Genomic DNA, 18840 nt, shown 5'->3' with positions numbered 1-18840 from the left:
TAGGGGCGCTTGACGTCCTTTATATCTTATGTTTAAATCAGGTTTTGTAGCGATTTTGGGTCGCCCAAACGTTGGTAAATCAACATTCTTGAACCACGTGATGGGGCAAAAAATTGCTATCATGAGCGACAAAGCTCAAACAACTCGTAATAAAATTATGGGTATCTACACAACTGATACCGAACAAATCGTCTTTATCGACACACCAGGTATTCACAAACCAAAAACAGCACTTGGCGATTTCATGGTTGAGTCTGCTTACAGCACACTTCGTGAAGTAGAAACAGTGCTTTTCATGGTGCCAGCTGACGAAAAACGCGGTAAAGGTGATGACATGATTATCGAACGTTTGAAAGCTGCCAAAATTCCAGTTATTTTGGTTATCAACAAAATCGATAAAGTTCACCCAGACCAACTTTTGGAACAAATTGATGATTTCCGTAGTCAAATGGATTTCAAAGAAATTGTGCCAATCTCAGCTCTTCAAGGAAACAATGTTGAAACTTTACTTAATATCTTAAAAGATAATTTGGAAGAAGGTTTCCAATATTTCCCAGAAGACCAAATCACTGACCACCCAGAACGTTTCTTGGTATCAGAAATGATTCGTGAAAAAATCTTGAAGTTGACCGAACAAGAAGTGCCACACTCTGTTGCAGTTATCGTTGATTCAATGAAACGTGACCCAGAAACAGATAAAGTTCACATTCGTGCGACAATTATGGTTGAACGTGATAGCCAAAAAGGTATTATCATCGGTAAAAAAGGTGCTATGCTTAAGAAAATTGGTAAAATGGCTCGCCGTGATATCGAAATTATGCTTGGTGACAAGGTTTATCTTGAAACTTGGGTTAAAGTTAAGAAAAATTGGCGCGATAAAAAACTTGACCTCGCTGACTTTGGTTATAACGAGAAAGAGTATTAATAGTTCATTTAATCAGGAGGTGTCGTTTAAGCACCTCCTCTTTTAAAAATAGGAGAAAGGAAAAGCCACAGGTGGTGGCTGGAACCCGCCTACGACTCTTTGAAAAAAGATAAATGGCGACTAGGTGTTTATCACCATTGTCAAAATTCCTATAAAACTTATTTAGAAAGGAGAAGGACACGTTCGTGTTGCTTTGAACACGGACGAAAGGCTGTGTAAAATAGATGGAAGTGAGTAGGGTTATAAAAGCTGATTTATCAGCGCATTAGAATTCACTCAACCACTGCGTTTTGTAATTATTACAAAGAAGCTGAATATTTTTATTTCAGTCTCCTAATTTTACTTTGCCTTTTAACGTCCTTTGTATCAGAAGAATGCCTGAATTGCCTGAGGTTGAGACTGTTAGACGTGGGCTTGAGCGTTTGATTGTGGGACGAAAGATTGTCTCAATTGATGTTCGTGTTCCTAAAATGATTAAGACAGACTTGACAGCTTTTGAGACGGATATTATTGGACAAACTTTCCAATCAATTGGTAGACGTGGAAAATATTTGCTGTTAAATCTTGATAGACAAGTGATTATTTCCCACTTGCGGATGGAAGGAAAGTACTTGCTTTTTGAGGATGAAGTGCCTGAGAATAAGCATTTTCATACTTTCTTTAAACTTGATAATGGGTCAACCTTGGTTTATCAAGATGTTCGTAAATTTGGAACCATGGATTTGCTTGACAAAGAACAAGTAGCTGATTATTTTCGTCAAAGAAAACTTGGTCCTGAACCGACTGAGACAGATTTTGACTTAGCAACATTTGCTAAGCAGTTGAAGGCTTCAAAAAAGGTCATAAAGCCTTATTTATTGGACCAGACCTTGGTTGTTGGGCTTGGCAATATTTATGTGGATGAGGCGTTGTGGGCTGCCAAGATTCATCCTAAACGAACAAGTGATAGTCTGTTAGACTCAGAAATTAGTCTGCTACGTGATAGTATTATCCGCATTTTGCAACTTGGGATTGTTAAGGGTGGCTCGACAATTCGTACCTACCAAAATGCTCTTGGTGAAAATGGTAGTATGCAAGACTTTCTGCAAGTGTACGGAAAAACTGGTGAGCCTTGTCCTCGCTGTGCCACACCAATTGAGAAAATAAAAGTAGGAGGTCGCGGGACGCATTTTTGTCCTGCTTGTCAAAAACAATGACAAAAATTATTGGAATAACAGGTGGAATTGCTTCTGGAAAATCAACAGTGGTTGATGAAGTCAGAAAACATGGCTACCAAGTGATTGATGCTGACCAAGTCGTTCACGAACTTCAAGCAAAAGGTGGCAAGCTGTATCAAGCATTGCTGGATTGGCTTGGTGATGGCATTTTAAAACTAGATGGTGAACTTGATCGTCAAAAACTTGGACAGATGATTTTTGCAAGTAAAGAAATGCTTGCTAAATCATCTCAAATCCAAAATGGAATCATTAGACAAGAGTTGGCTCGCAGAAGAGATGAGTTAGCTAAGTCTCAAGAGGTTTTCTTCATGGATATTCCACTTTTGATTGAGCGTGATTATGTGGATTGGTTTGATGACATTTGGTTAGTTTTCATTGATGAGAAAACTCAACTTGAACGTTTGGTGCTTCGAAATCACCTGACAAGAGAAGAAGCTCAAAAGCGTATTGCAAGCCAAATGTCGACAGAAGCTAAAAAAACTTTTGCTGATAAACTTTTGGATAATAGTGGTGATATTGCGACCCTAAAGAAAAAAGTAGCAGAGTTACTTGCAGAATTGTAAGAATGAAGTACCTGTGAATAACAGGTGCTTATTTTTTTCGAAAACGTTTATCGAATCAGGATTCTAGCAAAAGCTTTTGAATGTGATATAATAATCTTATTGACGTTTTTTTGAAAAGAAGGTGAACAATCATAAGTAACGAAGTTAATTGGAAACAAAATTTGCGAGTAGCTTGGCTTGGTAACTTTTTTACTGGGGCAAGCTTTTCACTTGTTATGCCTTTTATGGCTTTGTATGTTGAAGAACTAGGTGCTCCTAAAAGTAAAGTTGAGTGGTACGCTGGTTTAGCGGTATCATTATCAGCACTTGCTTCTGCTCTCATTGCTCCAGTTTGGGGGCGGCTAGCAGACCGTTATGGTAGAAAACCGATGATGGTTAGAGCGAGTTTGGTAATGACGTTTACAATGGGTGGTTTGGCTTTTGTTCCTAATGTCTTTTGGCTTTTAGCACTGAGGCTATTAAATGGGCTATTTTCAGGATACATTCCCAATTCAACAGCCTTGATTGCTAGTCAAGCTCCTAAAAATCGTTCAGGTTATGCGCTTGGGACGCTAGCAACTGGGATGATTGGAGGAAGTCTAATTGGTCCACTTTTAGGTGGTGTCTTGGCTGAATGGCTAGGAATTCGACAAGTATTTCTACTAGTTGGTTTTATTCTATTGATTTGTAATTTGTTAACCGTCTTTTTAATCAAAGAAGATTTTAAACCAGTAGAAAAAGCAAATGCTATGTCGACTCGTGAAGTATTTTCTTCAATCAAGGATAAACAAATCCTCATTGGATTGTTTGTGACAAGCATGATTATTCAAGTCTCAGCACAATCAATTGCCCCAATCTTGACGTTGTACATTCGAAATCTCGGTCAAACTGAGAATTTGATGTTTGTATCAGGTTTGATTGTGTCTGCACTAGGATTTTCAAGTATGTTATCGAGCTCGACTCTTGGTAAAATTGGTGATAGAATAGGTAATCATAGACTACTTTTAATCGCTCTATTTTATAGTTTTAGCATGTATGTTTTATGTGCGCTTGCGCGAAACTCTCTGGAGTTGGGAATCGTTCGATTCTTGTATGGTTTTGGTACTGGTGCGCTCATGCCAAGTGTCAATTCACTCCTTACCAAAATTACCCCACGAGAAGGTATTTCACGTATCTTTAGCTATAATCAAATGTTTATGAATATCGGACAAGTCGTTGGACCGTTTGTTGGTTCAGCTATCGCGACAGGAATGGGATACCGTTCAGTGTTCTACGTGACAAGTCTTATCGTTTTTGTAAACTTTGTATGGAGCCTTATCAGTTTTAGAAAATATTTAAAAGTTAAGGAAATCGTGTGAGAGTAAAGATTAATTTGAAATGCAGTAGTTGCGGCAGCAAGAATTATTTGACAAGTAAAAATAAAGCAACTCATCCTGATAAAATACAGGTTTTGAAATATTGTCCTAAAGAGCGAAAAGTAACCTTACATGTTGAATCTTAGGGATAATTATGATAGAATAATCAAGACCATAGTGTAGGAAAGGAAATAGAACCCAGAAGGACTGGTAGTTAAAAATTTCTCATTTTGAGACCTTCTGACGCGTTCTTAGTGAAACATATGTACAATGTACTACTGACAATTTTGCTGGTATTATCTGTTATTATCGTGATTGCCATCTTTTTGCAACCACAGAAAAATCCAAGTAGCAACGTATTTGATAACAGCGGTTCAGAAGCTTTATTTGAACGTACTAAAGCGCGTGGCTTCGAAGCGTTTATGCAACGTTTTACAGCAGTTCTAGTATTCTTTTGGCTAGCAATTGCTTTAGCGCTAGCAATTTTATCAAGTAAATAGATAGCAACTGACGAAGCTGCTTACTAGCTTACGTTGGCTGCGCATCTTGAATTTTGTACGAAAATTCATGGGCTGGTCATTCAGCTCATTTTTTATTATTAAGTAGTGAGGAGTCTGTCCGATAGTGGATTGGAATTTGAGATTCAGTGACTTTTCACAACTTCCATAAAGCTAGAAAACGAGAGGATAGAATAAAGCAGTTTTTTATAAAAAGCTGCTGATAAATCACAATTATGAATGAAAAAATTATTGCTTATTTAAAAGAGCATGGAAAAGTTAATATTAATGATTTGGCAGCTGGTCTTGAGATGACTGGTGCTGAAAAATTTCCAGAGCTCATTAAAGAAATTTCACAACTTGAAAGTAACGGGGAACTCCGCTTTGATGATAACGGAAATTTAGCACTTCGTAAAAAAGTTGACAAGAAAAAAGAAATCACTGTTACTGGTGTATTTCGTGCTAACAAAGCAGGATTTGGTTTCTTGTCTGTTGATGAAGACGAAGACGATATGTTTGTTGGACGTAATGATGTTGGTCATGCCGTTGACGGAGATACCGTTGAAGCGGTTATTAAAAAGCCAGCAAACCGTCTTAAAGGTACTGCAGCCGAAGTACGTATCGTTGGTATTGTCGAACGTAGTTTGAAAACAGTTGTTGGTAAATTTATCTTAGACGATGAAAAGCCAAAATACGCTGGTTACATCAAGTCTAAAAACCAAAAAATCCAACAAAAGATTTACATCAAAAAAGAACCAGTTGTTCTTGATGGAACTGAAATCATCAAAGTTGATATTGATAAATACCCAACGCGCGGTCACGATTACTTTGTCGGTCACGTTCGAGATATTGTTGGTCACCAAGGTGATGTTGGTATCGATGTTCTTGAAGTTCTTGAATCAATGGATATCAAGTCAGAATTTCCAGAAGATGTTATGGCAGAAGCTAATGCTGTGCCAGATGCACCGTCTGAAAAAGACATGATTGGTCGTGTCGACTTACGAAATGAAATCACATTTACTATCGATGGTGCTGATGCCAAAGACTTGGACGACGCTGTTCATATCAAACTGCTCGACAATGGTAATTTTGAACTTGGTGTTCACATCGCTGACGTTTCATACTACGTTACTGAAGGCTCTGCTTTGAACCGTGAGGCAGTAGCGCGTGGGACATCTGTTTATGTGACTGACCGTGTGGTACCAATGCTTCCAGAACGCTTGTCAAATGGTATTTGTTCATTGAACCCAAATGTTGATCGTTTGACACAATCATGTTTGATGGAAATTGACCGTAATGGTCGTGTGGTTAACCACCAAATCTGTCAATCAGTCATCAAGACAACTTTCCGTATGACTTATAGCGATGTTAATGACATTATCGCTGGTGACCAAGAGTTAATCGAAAAATACCAACCAATCGTTGAATCAATTCACCACATGGCTGCGCTTCACAATATTCTAGAAAAAATGCGCGTGCGTCGTGGGGCTCTTAATTTTGATACTAGCGAGGCTAAAATCATCGTTAATGACAAAGGGATGCCAGTCGATATCGTTATTCGTGAACGTGGTATTGCAGAGCGTATGATTGAGTCATTCATGTTGGCGGCTAATGAAACCGTCGCAGAACACTTTGCTAAACGCAAATTGCCATTTATCTATCGTATTCACGAAGACCCTAAAGCTGAAAAATTGCAAAAATTCCTTGATTACGCAAGCATCTTTGGTGTGCAAATCAACGGTACAGCTAATAAAATCAGCCAACAAGCTCTTCAAGATTTTATGGCAAAAGTTGAAGGAAAACCAGGCGCAGAAGTACTTAATATGATGCTTCTTCGTTCAATGCAACAAGCGCGTTATTCTGAGCACAATCATGGCCACTATGGTTTGGCTGCAGAGTACTATACTCACTTTACAAGTCCAATCCGTCGTTATCCTGACCTTCTTGTACACCGCATGATTCGCGAATATACACAAGTGACTGATGAGAAAATCGAACACTTCAGAAATGCTATTCCTGAATTAGCTACATCATCTTCAACACTTGAACGTCGTGCAATCGATGCTGAACGTGTTGTTGAAGCTATGAAGAAAGCTGAGTACATGGAAGAATATGTCGGGCAAGAATTTGACGGTGTGGTGGCTAGCGTCGTAAAATTTGGTATGTTTATCGAATTGCCAAATACAATCGAAGGTCTTGTACACATCACAACTCTTCCTGAGTTTTACAACTACAACGAACGTACTTTGACACTTCAAGGTGAAAAATCAGGTAAAGTCTTCCGTGTTGGTCAACAAATCAAGATTAAATTGACACGTGCTGACAAGGAAACTGGTGATATTGATTTCGAATACATTCCAAGTGATTACGATGTGATTGAAAAAGTTAAAAAATCACGTAAAGACCGTTCTGGCAAAGACAATCGTCGTTCTAAATCAGACAGTCACAAAGACCGTAAAAAAGACCACAAGTCAAATAAAACACGAAATCGTAAATCCTCAAAAGGTTCTTCTAAAAAGTCAGGAAAGAAACCTTTCTACAAAGAAGTTGCTAAGAAAAAATCACACAAATCAAAAAAATAAATAATGCCTAACCCAAATATCGACAGAAGAGAGGTAGCATAACATGCCAAAAGGTGAAGGAAATGTCGTAGCTCAAAATAAAAAAGCACGCCATGACTATAATATTGTTGATACAATCGAAGCAGGTATTGTTCTAACAGGAACTGAAATTAAGAGTGTTCGTGCAGCGCGTATCCAATTAAAAGACGGCTATGCTCAAATCAAAAACGGAGAAGCTTGGTTGATTAATGTCCACATTTCTCCATTTGAGCAAGGAAACATTTGGAACCAAGAGCCTGAGCGCACACGAAAACTATTGCTTAAGAAACGCGAAATTGAAAAATTGTCAAATGAACTAAAAGGGACTGGTATGACACTTGTTCCACTAAAAGTTTATTTGAAAAATGGCTTTGCTAAGGTCTTACTTGGTGTGGCAAAAGGTAAACACGATTATGACAAACGTGAGACAATCAAACGCCGTGAACAAGACCGTGACATCAAACGTCAAATGAAAAATTTCAATGCAAGATAATAAAAAAAGAGTTTGGAGAAATCCAAACTTTTTTTGTGATTAAAGCAATTTTTTGAGCTCATCAATTAATTCTTGATTATCAGAAATCATTTGATGAATTTTATCGGTTGAAGCAGGGGTGAAATCTCCCAAACAAGAATGAAGTTCTTGTTCGACATCAGCTTGTAGGGATTTTCCAGCTTTAGTCAGCGCAACAATCAGTTGACGTTGGTCTTCTTTTGGTCGAATACGAGTCAAATACCCCTTTTCCTCCAAACGTTTTAAAAGAGGAGTCAGCGTATTACTAGCAAGGTCAAGTTTTTTTCCAAGCTCGTGTAAAGGAAGCTCATCAGTCTCCCAGAGTGCCAAAAGAACGATGTATTGTGTATAGGTTAAATCAAATGGAGCTAGTTTTTGTTTATAAAATTGATTAAATAGTCTGTTAGCGTTGTAAATGGCAAAACAGAGTTGATTAGTGAGTTTTGGATGTTCTGCAGTCATAAGTCCTCTTTCTCTGTCAGTAATTGCATTTATCATAACATAGAAAAAAGTAAAAGTAAAAAATTGACAACTCAAAAGTTTAGTAGTAAACTATATTCAATCGCGCACGATTGAAAAAGAAAGGAGAAAAATATGAACACTATTGATATTTTACAAAATGTTGGTAATGGTATTTTAAGTCAGGCTAACAAACACCAGTTAGTTGCTCTACAATTTGCAGCACAAGGTTTTTCAAAACTAGCTGACAAATACCAAAGCCACGCTGAAGAAGAACGTGACTTTGCTAAGCAAGTCTTTAATCGTATTTTGGATTTAGGTGGTAACATTTCTTATCAAAGCCAAGAAGCATTTGAAGTTCCAACGACAGCACTTGAATGGCTCAGACAAGATTTAGAGATTTCAAAAAATGGCTTAAAAGATTTGAGCCCATTGATTAAAGCCGTGTCTGAGGACTTTGTGACATATGATTTGCTTAAAGGGTATTACAAAGACGAAGATGATGATTTGCAATGGACACAACAGCAACTTGATTTGATTGATTTTATTGGCTATCAAAATTGGTTAACACAACAACTTTAAGGAGATAAAAAATGGCTTACGATTACGATATTCTTTTTATTGGTTCAGGACATGCTAACTGGCACGCTGCAGTGACTTTGGCACGCGCAGGAAAAAAAGTAGCGATTGTTGAAAAAGATGTGACAGCAGGAACTTGTACAAACTACGGCTGCAACGCAAAATTCTTACTAGACAGTCCATTTGAATTTGTTGATGGCTTGTCTCGCTACGAAAAAGTTGGTATCACAGGTAACACAGAAGTTAACTGGCAAAAACTCATGGCGTTTAAAAAGACAGAAATTCCTACATATGCACCGCTTATGGAAGGCATGTTTGCTCAATTAAACATCAACCTTCTAAAAGGTTACGGAAAATTAGTTGATGCTCACACTGTTAGTGTTGACGGTGAAAATGTTACAAGTGATTATATCGTAATCGGTACAGGTCAACGTCCATCTCGTTTGGATATTGAAGGTAAAGAACTTCTTCATGATAGCCGTGACTTCCTTGACTTAGATGACATGCCAAAACGTATTACTTTTGTTGGTGCAGGTATTATCTCAATGGAATTTGCGACAATGGCTGCAAAACTTGGTTCAGAAGTTCACATTATCGAATTCGCTGACAGAGCTTTGGCTGCTTACCAAGAAAACTATGTTGAGACAGTTGTTGCTAAGATGCAGGCAGAAGGGGTTAACTTCCACTTTAGTCAAGCAGTTGAAAAAGTAGAACAAGTGGCAGATGGCTTCCGTGTGACAACAGCACAAGGTTTGGTTGTTGAAACAGATTATGTTCTTGATGCAACTGGTCGTATTTCAAATGTTGAAAATCTTGGCTTGGAAGAACTAGGTATCGAATTTAACCGTTCAGGTATCGTGGTTAATCAATACATGCAAACTTCAGTTTCAAATATCTTTGCTAGCGGAGATGTGGTTGACAAAACAATTCCTCGTTTGACACCGACAGCAAGCTTTGAATCAGATTATATTGCAGCATTCATTCTTGGATTGAACAAAGAACCAATCAACTATCCAGCAGTGCCAAATCTTGTCTTCACATTCCCACGTATTGCGCAAGTTGGTGTGACAGTTGAAGAAGCTCGTGATAATGACAATTATCGTGTAGTTGAAGTGCCATTTGGACAACAATTGAAATTCCAGACTAAATTGGAAGACGAAGCGCACATCACACTTATCGTTAACCAAAATAAAGAATTGGTCGGAGCTAGTCTTCTAGGAAATGAAGCCGGCGAAATGATTAACCTTATCACTTTGATGATTAACCAAAGAATGACAGCACTAGACCTAAGCCAAATGATTTTTGCTTTTCCTGGCACAACAAACGGTTTGATTAACGCTGTTATGATGGCATTGATTTAATAGCAAAATAACACAAAAAACTTGAACGAACTGTTCAAGGTTTTTTAGGATTAGTCAGCCCAAGTAATGACATTTTCACGAGGTTTGCGTGAGCGTGGGTGTTTAGGGTCGCGAAGTCGATAACCAAACGAAACCATGCTGGTAATGCCTTCTTTGTCAGGATTGATAAGACCAGCTTTTGCTAGAATATGATCAACTTTATCATAATTGAACCCTTCGATTGGACAAGAGTCGATACCAATCATGCTAGCTGCTGTCATCATATTTCCAAGGGCGATGTAAGTTTGTTTAGCAGTCCAGTCAAATAATGCACGAGGATTATCTGCCGTTTTCATATCATTTTTTTGAAATGATTCGTAGGTTGCCAAGCGACTATTAAGAGCATCGCCTTCACCAAGGCCACGACGAACAAGACTGTCTTTTACTGACTCTGAATCGTAACGAGCATTCTTCTCAGCGATAAGAAGGACAAAATGACTGGCTGTATCAAGTTGAGGTTGTGCACCCCAAGCAACGGCTTTTAAATCGTCACGAAGTTTAGCAATGTGCTTTCGGTCGAGAACGATAAAGCGCCAAGCTTCTAGCCCAATTGAAGAAGGACTTAGCCAAGCGGTATCAAGAATGTATTCCATATCATCATGTGAAATATCACTGTCATTATAAACACGAACGGCAACTCGATGTTCAAAGGCATCGAGGACTTGTTTTTTGATAGCTTCTTTAGTCATATCAGCCTCCTAGTTTTCTTTCTATGATAGCATTTTCACATTGTTTTTGCTAATTTTAGAAACCAAAAAAACAAAGAACCGAATCTTTGTTTACTTGATATTTTCTCTTAAATAATTGACATCTTTGATAAAGCCACTGAGATTATAATCTTGGTTCATTTCCATAAATTTTTCTCGTGTCTCATTGAAAATTTGTAAAAATTCAGGGACAAGTTCTCTTCCTTTATCGGTAATATAAATATGTTTTATACGACCATCTTTTGTAATTGTGACCAATTCTTGTTGAGCAAGTTTAGTAACAATTTTTGAGAGAGATGGAGGTGCTATGCAAAGAATTTCTGCAAGGTCTTTGCAACGTTTACCATTTTCTTGACTTAAAATAAAAAGAACCAGGGCGTAAGAATGTGACATTCCAAGTTTTCGAAAAGCATCTTCAGTGTATTTATCAAGAGTTCTTTCCAGTCTTTTGATTGAAAAATATAAGCATCTATCCAAACTTTCTTGGATGCTTTTTGATAAAACAATTTCCTCAGGTTGTGTATTCATAAAAACTATCTTAGCATAGTTATATGGAGATGGCAACTTGACTATTGTGCTTTAAATGTTGTTTAGTTAATCATTTTTGTAATTTGGTTAATCTGAGTATTTAAGGTGCTTATGTCGTTTAGATTATTAATTTCAGCTAGTTTGATGAATTCTTGTCGTGTGCTAAAAAATGTTTCAGCAATGACGTCTGCAAGGTCTTTTCCTTTTTCTGATAAGTGGATATGTTTTGTACGGCCGTTTGGAACAAGATAAACTAAGTCTCTGTGTTTCAGCTTTTCAATGATTTTTGTCATAGACGGAGCGGTAATACAGAGAATATCAGCGAGCTCTTTATAACATTTTCCATCTTCTTGGCTCAAGATAAAAAGAGTTAAAGCGTAGCTGTGTGATAAGCCAATTTTGCGATAAGTTTCTTCAGTCTTTTTTTCTAAAATGCGGTTAAGTTTTTTGATAGAAAAATAGAAATCCATATTTAATAGTTCTTGAATGTCTTGTGGCACGGTAACCTCCTTTGAAATGTCTGCAATTTTTAGCTTAACACAATTACACTAGCTTTACAAATTGACCATAATAAAAAGCCGTGAAAGACGGCTTAGCTTACTCACAATATTTTAGTTGTTGAGTGATTTTATTTATTTCACCAACGAGATTTTCAGGATAATATTCGACAGCTTTATTGAAGAGTTGTCGAACTTCTGCGTGTGCTTGACGGATTTGAGGAGTGATTTTGCGTCCTTTATCAGTAAGATAGACGTGTTTAGTGCGACCTTCGCAAATAATTTCAACGAGCCCTTTACGTACAAGTTTTTCAATCATTTTTGTTAGAGTAGGTGCTGTAACGCCAAGAAGTTTAGCAAGCTCTTTATGGAGTTTTCCGTTTTCCATTTCTAAAATGATAAGAATACTTGATTGTGAAGGGGATAATCCGACTTTCTGAAAGGCTTCTTCATAAAGTTTATCAAGAGCACGATTGAGTTTTTTGATAGCGAAAAAGAGTCGAGAATCAAGGATTTCTTGAACAGTTTTGGGCATCGAATTCTCCTTAATTATTTAATTATAGGAATTATGATAGCAAACTTAGAAAAAGATAACAAATAATATGCTCAGGTAACAAAATATTAAAATGCTGTCATGTAAACGTTTGTTGTGTAAAAAATCAAAAAACAAGCCTTTTTTGAAAGCTTGTTTTCTAATTTTCTAAAATTTTCATTATTTATAGCAAGGGCATGATGACGTTGACCCAGAACCATGATAGTGGCATAACAATAACCATGGCTGGAATCATGTCAGCTGTTGGAAACATTTTGACACGAATCATTCGAAAACCTGTTGCTACCATGAGAAAACCACCGCAGGCTTTAAAGTCAGCAATCATATCAGGTGTTGTTAACGGTACAATGACACCTGCAAGTAAAAAGAGAGCTGTAAAGATGATGAATTGAGGAATAGCGATAAGTGAAACCACAAAGCCAAGATTACATGCAAAAATAGCAGCAGTAAAGAAGTCAAGGATAGATTTTGAAATTAAAATGGTAGAATCTCCAGTCATACCTGAGTCAAGACTACCGTAAATCCCAGTTCCGCTGGCACAGAAAAGAACGATGACAGTAAGCAAAGTAGCCAGAAATTCGTCATTTGAGAGTTGGCTGTGCTTTTGTGGCAAGATTTTTGAGACGGCTTTTTGCATCAAAATGCCCCCTTTATTAATCCATTCACCGAGATTAATGGCAAGACCAATAGCAGTTCCCACAACGATAGCGAAGATAACTGCAGGCATGTATTTCATAAGTCCAATAGATGAGATCCCCATCCCCATTGAACAAACACCGAAAATAAGATTTAGCTGATTTTTAAAATCTTCAGACAAGATATGACCAAAAATGCCTCCGAGGATTCCTCCGAAAATAATGGCAAAAGAATTGATAATAACACCAGTTGGCATATAGTTCCTCCTTTTTAAGATTTAAAATAAAGCAAAAAAATAAGCTCACTTGTAAAAACAAGCGACTTAAGGTGACAATATATTTTTCCTAATAACTAGTGTAACACGAATAAGTTAAAAATCAATTTGCATTTAGTGATAAGTTATTCTAAAATGGAATAAGTAGGAGGATGTGGATGAATCTTCAGAAGTTACAAGTCTTTATATCATTGTGTGAGACGCTTAATTATACAGAAACAGCAGAACGTCTTTATACAAGTCAAGGAAATGTTTCAAAGCAAATCATGGCTTTAGAAAAAGAGCTTGGCGTGTCATTATTTCACCGTAATCGACGTCATATTGCCATCACTAGAGAAGGGCAAGTGGTTAAAAAATATGCGGAAATGATTCTAGCAAATCACCAAAAAATGATGAATGATTTATCGCAGATGAAAGAAGATAATGCGTCAAAGCTTGTTCTACATGGTATTCCGAGTATGCCTTTTTACGCCATTATTTCAGAGATAGCTGGTTTTAAAAAACGTCACAGACAGTTTGAAGTGAAGGTTGAAGAAGAGGAAGCAGATATCTTATTGGAAAATTTACTTAAGCAGAAGTGTGATATCATTTTTGCTAGACAGTTTACGAGTAAATTGCCTCAAAATGTTGAAACTATTACGATTGATCGTGACCGTTGGGTAGTTGTTTTGCCAAGTGCACATCATTTGGCAGATAGAAATAGTATTAACCTTGAAGAACTTTCTGATGAAAAAATCTTGCAGCTCAGTGAGCAAACACAGCTGATGCAGCCTTTTTTAGAGCTTTGCCATGCTTATCATTTTGACCCTGAGGTCACATACAAGGGCAATCGCATCAATTTGATTATTGACTTTATTGAAAATGATTTGGGGATTTCCTTGATGATGGAAAAGATGGTTTTGCCATTTGACAACAAGGAAATTGTTTTTATACCACTTGATATCACAAAAGATTCTAAAATGGTTTTGATGAAATTGAAGCAGAATCAGTCTGCAGCAGTTCAAAAATTTTGGCAAGAAATGCAAGAAAAGTATAAGAAAAAGGATTGAGTTTTTCTCAATCCTTTTAAATTTTAGCTAAAAATTCTAGTAAAAATTGTTCTGCTAATGACCCGTCTTTAATGGCTCTTTTAGCTTCAGCTATTGAAAACCAATCCCAGTCATCAATCTCGTAGTTGGGATTGACATCTCCAGTGACAGTTACCGCGAAATTAATCATCAGTGAGTTGCTGCGTTCGTAATATTTAGTAGCGTTAAAAGTTAGCGATTTGACTGTCAAGCCTAATTCTTCATTGATTTCTCGGGCAACTGTTGCCTCCGCATTTTCTCCTTGAGATACATAACCTGCAAGCAGAATGTGCTGAGGCATATTATATTGTTTTATCAAGAGAATTTTATCATGAGTTTCGTTAAATAAAATTGCGCTAATAGCGGTATTAAATACTGGAAAACGAAAACTTTCACACTGTGAGCAGTAGGGAATGTCACCCTCATGCTCTAAGAATTTCTTTTCTAAAGGATGCCCACATTCGGGACAATATGTCATTGTTTTATAAAACATAAGAACCTCTTTTTGAATTGCTTAAAAGCCATTTTACCAATAAAACCTATACCTCGCAAATGATTGAAAAAATTCAAGACTAGTTTTTAGATTATTTTTCTATAAAATGATATTGAAGGGAGAAAAAATGTCTTATTTATATTTGTTATTTGCCATTGTTGGCGAGCTTTTAGGAACTAATTTATTAAAATTATCTGCTGGCTTTACGAAGCCTATTCAAAGCATTTCAGCACTGCTTAGTTATGGCATTTGCTTCTTTTTCTTGTCGTTGTCGTTGAAGAAAATACCACTTGGCGTAGCTTATGCCACTTGGTCTGCCGTCGGACTAGTTTTTACAGCTATTATTTCTGTCATGATTTTCAACGAAAAAATCAATGTCTATACGGTTATCGGCTTGATTTTGATTATTATAGGCGTTTTAATGGTTAATTTATTAGGAAATGCTGGGCATTAAAAAACAAGCCATTAAGGCTTGTCTTTTTTTGTGATTATCCTTCAAAGTACAACAATTCTTTTGGTGTGTGTGTGAAGACTTCGAAGCCTGATTTTGTGACGTGACCACAATCTTCGATGCGGACACCAACTTTTCCAGGAATGTAAATACCAGGTTCAACTGAGAAGCACATACCTTCTTGGATTTCCATGTCGTTACCTTCCATGATTGAAGGAAATTCGTGACATGTCATACCAATACCGTGACCAAGACGGTGGTTGAAGTATTCACCGTAACCTGCTTTTTCAATAACTTTACGAGCAGCCGCATCAACTTCGCTAGCAGTAACACCAGGTTTGATGAAATCAAGAGCTGCCATGTGAGCTTCTAAGCACAAGTTGTAGATATCTTTTTTGAATTGGTCAGGTTTACCAACGGCAACTGTACGAGTCATATCACTAGCATATCCATGCATATCTGTACCAAGGTCAAACAAAAGTAGGGCATTGTTTTCGATTTTATTTGTACCAGGAATACCATGTGGATTTGCAGCGTTATCTCCAGTCAAGACCATAGTTTCGAAACTCATTTTTTCAACGCCTTGTTTTTTCATTTCAAATTCAATCATGGCAATGACGTCAGTTTCAGTGTTGTTAAGTGAGATATTGTCAAAACCAACTTTGACAGCTTTATCAGCATACTCACCAGCAATCATCATTTTATCGATTTCATCTTGAGATTTGATAAGGCGCATTTTTTGAACGAAAGGAGTAAGGTCTTCAAAACGTCCGTCAAAGACTGTTTGCAATCCTTGGAATTTTGTAACGTTTAGATTGTCAAATTCAGCAAGAATTTTGGCGCTATCAACTGAAGGAAGACCGTTTTTGATTTTTTCCCAAGGGTTTTCAGAATCAACATAACCAAAAACAGGGAAGTTTAGGATTGCACTAGCACGAGCAACTTCAAGTGCTGGTACAAAGAGAACTGGTTCACGATTGCTATAGACAAAAAGGAACATTTGACGTTCGTGTGGATCGCAGAAGAAACCAGTTAAGTAGTTTACAGTAACAGGATCAGAGAAAACAGCAATGTTTGCTTTTTCTTGAGTAAGGTATGAACGGATTTGATCTAATTTAGACATGCGAAACCTTCTTTCTAATTATCCCCATTTTTTCAAAAAAATTCAAAAAAATCAAGAGCTTGCTCTAAAAAAATTAAATATGCTTAATTTTCACAAAATCAGGCTAAAAAGTAGATGAAAATGTGAAAACGTTTCATAAATTGCTTTAAAAAATAGCAGGAAATTTTCTGAAAATAACTATTTTTTGCCTTTCTAAGACCTTTATGAGAAAAACAAAACATTAAACGTTTTCAATATATGAAAACTTTCCAAAAATAATGAGTTTACCCTTGAAAGTGTTTCCAAAAGGTGGTAAAATATCTTTGAAAGCGAAATTTTCAAATAGAAAGGAAGTCCAATAATGAACACTGATGATACGATTACAATTTATGACGTTGCACGTGAAGCTGGCGTCTCAATGGCAACAGTTAGTCGTGTTGTAAATGGTAATAAAAATGTAAAGGAAAACACTCGTAAAAAAGTCCTTGAAGTTATTGACCGTTTAGACTATCGTCCAAATGCAGTTGCTCGTGGTTTGGCAAGTAAGAAAACGACAACTGTTGGTGTTGTTATTCCAAATATCGCTAATAGCTATTTCTCAATTTTAGCGAGAGGGATTGATGACATTGCTGCTATGTACAAATACAATATCGTTCTTGCATCAAGTGATGAAGATGACGATAAAGAAGTTAATGTCGTAAACACTTTGTTTGCTAAACAAGTTGATGGTATTATCTTCATGGGTCACCATTTGACTGAAAAAATTCGTGCAGAGTTCTCTCGCTCACGCACACCAGTTGTTCTAGCAGGGACAGTTGATTTAGAACATCAACTTCCAAGTGTTAATATTGATTACAAAGCTGCTGTAGCAGATGTTGTTGATATTTTAGCTAAAAACAATAAAGATATTGCCTTTGTTTCAGGACCACTTATTGACGAAATCAATGGTAAAGTTCGTCTTGCTGGTTACAAAGAAGGACTTGAAAAGAACAATCTTTCATTCAAAGAAGGACTTGTATTTGAAGCAAACTATAACTACAAAGATGGTTATGAGCTTGCTCAACGTGTGATGAACTCAGGTGCAACAGCTGCTTATGTAGCTGAAGATGAATTAGCTGCAGGTCTTTTGAACGGCTTGTTTGCTGCAGGTAAAAAAGTTCCTGAAGACTTTGAAATCATTACAAGTAATGACTCACCAATTACTTCATACACACGTCCAAACCTCAGCTCAATCAGTCAACCGGTTTATGACCTTGGAGCTGTCAGCATGCGTATGTTGACTAAAATCATGAATAAAGAAGAACTTGAAGAAAAAGAAATCATTCTTAATCATGGTCTTAAATTACGTGGTACATCACGTCAATAATTTATTTATCTGAAATCAGCCTTAGGGCTGATTTTTTTGAGCTTTAGTGAAAAATATTACAAAATAGGCTATAATAGAGTTTATGAAAGTTTTACTGTATTTGGAAGCCGAAAATTATTTAAGAAAATCAGGAATTGGTCGTGCCATTAAGCACCAAGAACGTGCGCTTACCATGGTTGGTCAAGATTATACAACAAATCCAGACGATGATTATGATTTAGTGCATATCAATACTTATGGAATTAAGAGCTGGAAATTACTAAAAAAATCTAAAAAAGCTGGTAAAAAAGTGTTGATGCATGGTCATTCAACAGAGGAAGATTTTCGTAATTCATTTATTGGCTCTAATTTAGTATCACCAATTTTTAGATGGTACCTTTGTCATTTTTATAACAATGCAGATGCCATTATTACGCCGACAGAATACTCAAAATCATTAATCAGTGGTTATGGTGTTGACAAACCTATTTATGCTGTTTCAAATGGTATTGATTTGTCACGTTATGTGCCAAATCCTGCTAAAGAGGAAACTTTTAGACGTCATTTTGGCATTAAACCAGATGAAAAAGTTGTTATTTGTGCTGGGCTTTACTTCATGCGAAAAGGTATTGATGAATTTGTTGAAGTTGCTAAACAAATGCCTGATGTGCGTTTTATTTGGTTTGGTGAAACAAATAAATGGGTTATTCCACATAAAGTTCGAAGCATCGTGACACGCAAACATCCAGATAATGTTACCTTTGCTGGTTATATCAAAGGGGATGTTTTTGAAGGGGCCATGAGTGGTGCTGACGCCTTCTTTTTCCCAAGTCGTGAGGAAACAGAAGGAATCGTCGTTCTTGAAGCCCTTGCTAGCCACCAACATGTTGTCGTGCGTGACATTCCAGTTTACCATGGTTGGGTTGATGACAGCTGTGCTGAGTTAGCAACTGACGTTGATGGTTTCGTTAAAGCTTTACGAAAAGTTTTATCAGGAAATAGTGAAAAACAAGAAGCAGGTTATCATATTGCTGAGAGTCGTAGTATTGATAAGGTTGCTCATGAATTGGTTGATGTTTATCACAAAGTAATGGAGTTGTAA

22 protein-coding genes are annotated in these 18840 nt (G+C 36.9%); 14 read left to right on the top strand and 8 right to left on the bottom strand.

All coding sequences use genetic code 11. The features are described from left to right. Nucleotides 1-28 precede the first annotated feature (28 nt). The 8 genes from era (at nt 29) to smpB (ending at nt 7629) form a co-directional block, all read left to right on the top strand. Nucleotides 29-925 (top strand): GTPase Era, encoded by an 897-nt coding sequence (gene era, locus ACN0NP_RS02275; RefSeq protein ID WP_024343708.1) that lies wholly within the window; start codon nt 29-31, stop codon nt 923-925. 374 nt (nt 926-1299) lie between these two features. Then, entirely contained in the window at nt 1300-2121 is an 822-nt protein-coding gene (gene mutM, locus ACN0NP_RS02270; protein WP_423217476.1) for a DNA-formamidopyrimidine glycosylase, read from the top strand. Further along, nucleotides 2118-2705 (top strand): dephospho-CoA kinase, encoded by a 588-nt coding sequence (gene coaE, locus ACN0NP_RS02265; protein WP_049805833.1) that lies wholly within the window; start codon nt 2118-2120, stop codon nt 2703-2705. The genes mutM and coaE overlap by 4 nt, the downstream gene beginning before the upstream one ends. 215 nt (nt 2706-2920) lie before the next feature. Continuing rightward, nucleotides 2921-4042, top strand: coding sequence for a multidrug efflux MFS transporter (locus ACN0NP_RS02260; RefSeq protein WP_033153717.1), 1122 nt, complete (start codon nt 2921-2923; stop codon nt 4040-4042). Beyond that, the gene (gene rpmG, locus ACN0NP_RS02255; RefSeq protein ID WP_074450694.1) at nt 4039-4185 is read left to right on the top strand and encodes a 50S ribosomal protein L33; all 147 of its coding nucleotides are present in this window, start codon (nt 4039-4041) and stop codon (nt 4183-4185) included. The genes ACN0NP_RS02260 and rpmG overlap by 4 nt, the downstream gene beginning before the upstream one ends. 117 nt (nt 4186-4302) lie before the next feature. Then, complete coding sequence (gene secG / locus ACN0NP_RS02250) at nt 4303-4539, top strand: preprotein translocase subunit SecG (protein WP_004232859.1); 237 nt, start codon at nt 4303-4305, stop codon at nt 4537-4539. Between the two features lie 233 nt (nt 4540-4772). After that, nucleotides 4773-7118: a ribonuclease R gene (gene rnr / locus ACN0NP_RS02245; RefSeq protein WP_423217475.1), complete on the top strand. Its 2346-nt coding sequence runs from the start codon at nt 4773-4775 to the stop codon at nt 7116-7118. Between the two features lie 43 nt (nt 7119-7161). After that, nucleotides 7162-7629 carry an SsrA-binding protein SmpB gene (gene smpB / locus ACN0NP_RS02240; protein ID WP_027968471.1) on the top strand — a complete coding sequence of 156 codons (468 nt, stop codon included), beginning with the start codon at nt 7162-7164 and terminating at the stop codon, nt 7627-7629. A gap of 39 nt (nt 7630-7668) precedes the next feature. Here smpB and ACN0NP_RS02235 read toward each other — a convergent pair whose 3' ends face one another. Then, the gene (locus ACN0NP_RS02235; protein ID WP_423217474.1) at nt 7669-8109 is read right to left on the bottom strand and encodes a MarR family winged helix-turn-helix transcriptional regulator; all 441 of its coding nucleotides are present in this window, start codon (nt 8107-8109) and stop codon (nt 7669-7671) included. 132 nt (nt 8110-8241) lie between these two features. Here ACN0NP_RS02235 and ACN0NP_RS02230 point away from each other — a divergent pair, with 132 nt between their 5' ends. Beyond that, on the top strand, nt 8242-8688 hold the full coding sequence (locus tag ACN0NP_RS02230; RefSeq protein WP_074629334.1) for a ferritin-like domain-containing protein: 447 nt from the start codon (nt 8242-8244) through the stop codon (nt 8686-8688). A gap of 11 nt (nt 8689-8699) precedes the next feature. Continuing rightward, nucleotides 8700-10046, top strand: a complete 1347-nt coding sequence (locus tag ACN0NP_RS02225; RefSeq protein ID WP_423217473.1) for a dihydrolipoyl dehydrogenase family protein — start codon at nt 8700-8702, stop codon at nt 10044-10046. 50 nt (nt 10047-10096) lie between these two features. Here ACN0NP_RS02225 and ACN0NP_RS02220 read toward each other — a convergent pair whose 3' ends face one another. The 5 genes from ACN0NP_RS02220 to ACN0NP_RS02200 form a co-directional block, all read right to left on the bottom strand. Next, nucleotides 10097-10774 carry an NAD(P)H-dependent oxidoreductase gene (locus ACN0NP_RS02220; protein ID WP_423217472.1) on the bottom strand — a complete coding sequence of 226 codons (678 nt, stop codon included), beginning with the start codon at nt 10772-10774 and terminating at the stop codon, nt 10097-10099. Nucleotides 10775-10864: 90 nt separating this feature from the next. Continuing rightward, complete coding sequence (locus ACN0NP_RS02215; RefSeq protein ID WP_423217471.1) at nt 10865-11320, bottom strand: MarR family winged helix-turn-helix transcriptional regulator; 456 nt, start codon at nt 11318-11320, stop codon at nt 10865-10867. A 62-nt stretch (nt 11321-11382) separates the two neighbouring features. Continuing rightward, nucleotides 11383-11820 (bottom strand): MarR family winged helix-turn-helix transcriptional regulator, encoded by a 438-nt coding sequence (locus ACN0NP_RS02210; RefSeq protein ID WP_142349767.1) that lies wholly within the window; start codon nt 11818-11820, stop codon nt 11383-11385. Between the two features lie 97 nt (nt 11821-11917). Continuing rightward, nucleotides 11918-12352 carry a MarR family winged helix-turn-helix transcriptional regulator gene (locus tag ACN0NP_RS02205; RefSeq protein WP_420543442.1) on the bottom strand — a complete coding sequence of 145 codons (435 nt, stop codon included), beginning with the start codon at nt 12350-12352 and terminating at the stop codon, nt 11918-11920. A 181-nt stretch (nt 12353-12533) separates the two neighbouring features. After that, entirely contained in the window at nt 12534-13262 is a 729-nt protein-coding gene (locus tag ACN0NP_RS02200; protein ID WP_004232843.1) for a DUF554 domain-containing protein, read from the bottom strand. 176 nt (nt 13263-13438) lie between these two features. Between ACN0NP_RS02200 and ACN0NP_RS02195 the strand changes: the two genes are divergently transcribed. Further along, on the top strand, nt 13439-14329 hold the full coding sequence (locus ACN0NP_RS02195) for a LysR family transcriptional regulator (protein WP_423217470.1): 891 nt from the start codon (nt 13439-13441) through the stop codon (nt 14327-14329). A gap of 16 nt (nt 14330-14345) precedes the next feature. Here ACN0NP_RS02195 and ACN0NP_RS02190 read toward each other — a convergent pair whose 3' ends face one another. Further along, nucleotides 14346-14840, bottom strand: coding sequence for an NAD(+) diphosphatase (locus ACN0NP_RS02190; RefSeq protein WP_021142868.1), 495 nt, complete (start codon nt 14838-14840; stop codon nt 14346-14348). A 127-nt stretch (nt 14841-14967) separates the two neighbouring features. Between ACN0NP_RS02190 and ACN0NP_RS02185 the strand changes: the two genes are divergently transcribed. Further along, nucleotides 14968-15294, top strand: coding sequence for a DMT family transporter (locus tag ACN0NP_RS02185; RefSeq protein ID WP_243602712.1), 327 nt, complete (start codon nt 14968-14970; stop codon nt 15292-15294). Between the two features lie 34 nt (nt 15295-15328). Here ACN0NP_RS02185 and ACN0NP_RS02180 read toward each other — a convergent pair whose 3' ends face one another. Beyond that, nucleotides 15329-16414 (bottom strand): M24 family metallopeptidase, encoded by a 1086-nt coding sequence (locus ACN0NP_RS02180; RefSeq protein WP_024343723.1) that lies wholly within the window; start codon nt 16412-16414, stop codon nt 15329-15331. 340 nt (nt 16415-16754) lie between these two features. Between ACN0NP_RS02180 and ccpA the strand changes: the two genes are divergently transcribed. Together ccpA and ACN0NP_RS02170 are read left to right on the top strand one after the other, a co-directional pair. Then, nucleotides 16755-17759 carry a catabolite control protein A gene (gene ccpA / locus ACN0NP_RS02175; RefSeq protein ID WP_021142864.1) on the top strand — a complete coding sequence of 335 codons (1005 nt, stop codon included), beginning with the start codon at nt 16755-16757 and terminating at the stop codon, nt 17757-17759. A gap of 82 nt (nt 17760-17841) precedes the next feature. Continuing rightward, a complete protein-coding gene (locus ACN0NP_RS02170) occupies nt 17842-18840 on the top strand; it encodes a glycosyltransferase family 4 protein (protein ID WP_045797679.1) in 999 nt (332 codons plus the stop codon).

It is taken from the genome of Streptococcus equinus, assembly GCF_049393805.1.
GTDB lineage: Bacteria > Bacillota > Bacilli > Lactobacillales > Streptococcaceae > Streptococcus > Streptococcus equinus.
This window is presented reverse-complemented; position numbering and strand designations above follow the sequence as displayed.

Coding starts and splice junctions, on each gene's coding strand:
- era (WP_024343708.1), top strand. CDS start 29: ATGTTTAAATCAGGTTTTGTAGCGATTTTGGGTCGCCCAAACGTTGGT.
- mutM (WP_423217476.1), top strand. CDS start 1,300: ATGCCTGAATTGCCTGAGGTTGAGACTGTTAGACGTGGGCTTGAGCGT.
- coaE (WP_049805833.1), top strand. CDS start 2,118: ATGACAAAAATTATTGGAATAACAGGTGGAATTGCTTCTGGAAAATCA.
- ACN0NP_RS02260 (WP_033153717.1), top strand. CDS start 2,921: ATGCCTTTTATGGCTTTGTATGTTGAAGAACTAGGTGCTCCTAAAAGT.
- secG (WP_004232859.1), top strand. CDS start 4,303: ATGTACAATGTACTACTGACAATTTTGCTGGTATTATCTGTTATTATC.
- rnr (WP_423217475.1), top strand. CDS start 4,773: ATGAATGAAAAAATTATTGCTTATTTAAAAGAGCATGGAAAAGTTAAT.
- smpB (WP_027968471.1), top strand. CDS start 7,162: ATGCCAAAAGGTGAAGGAAATGTCGTAGCTCAAAATAAAAAAGCACGC.
- ACN0NP_RS02235 (WP_423217474.1), bottom strand. CDS start 8,109: ATGACTGCAGAACATCCAAAACTCACTAATCAACTCTGTTTTGCCATT.
- ACN0NP_RS02230 (WP_074629334.1), top strand. CDS start 8,242: ATGAACACTATTGATATTTTACAAAATGTTGGTAATGGTATTTTAAGT.
- ACN0NP_RS02225 (WP_423217473.1), top strand. CDS start 8,700: ATGGCTTACGATTACGATATTCTTTTTATTGGTTCAGGACATGCTAAC.
- ACN0NP_RS02220 (WP_423217472.1), bottom strand. CDS start 10,774: ATGACTAAAGAAGCTATCAAAAAACAAGTCCTCGATGCCTTTGAACAT.
- ACN0NP_RS02215 (WP_423217471.1), bottom strand. CDS start 11,320: ATGAATACACAACCTGAGGAAATTGTTTTATCAAAAAGCATCCAAGAA.
- ACN0NP_RS02205 (WP_420543442.1), bottom strand. CDS start 12,352: ATGCCCAAAACTGTTCAAGAAATCCTTGATTCTCGACTCTTTTTCGCT.
- ACN0NP_RS02200 (WP_004232843.1), bottom strand. CDS start 13,262: ATGCCAACTGGTGTTATTATCAATTCTTTTGCCATTATTTTCGGAGGA.
- ACN0NP_RS02195 (WP_423217470.1), top strand. CDS start 13,439: ATGAATCTTCAGAAGTTACAAGTCTTTATATCATTGTGTGAGACGCTT.
- ACN0NP_RS02190 (WP_021142868.1), bottom strand. CDS start 14,840: ATGTTTTATAAAACAATGACATATTGTCCCGAATGTGGGCATCCTTTA.
- ACN0NP_RS02185 (WP_243602712.1), top strand. CDS start 14,968: ATGTCTTATTTATATTTGTTATTTGCCATTGTTGGCGAGCTTTTAGGA.
- ACN0NP_RS02180 (WP_024343723.1), bottom strand. CDS start 16,414: ATGTCTAAATTAGATCAAATCCGTTCATACCTTACTCAAGAAAAAGCA.
- ccpA (WP_021142864.1), top strand. CDS start 16,755: ATGAACACTGATGATACGATTACAATTTATGACGTTGCACGTGAAGCT.
- ACN0NP_RS02170 (WP_045797679.1), top strand. CDS start 17,842: ATGAAAGTTTTACTGTATTTGGAAGCCGAAAATTATTTAAGAAAATCA.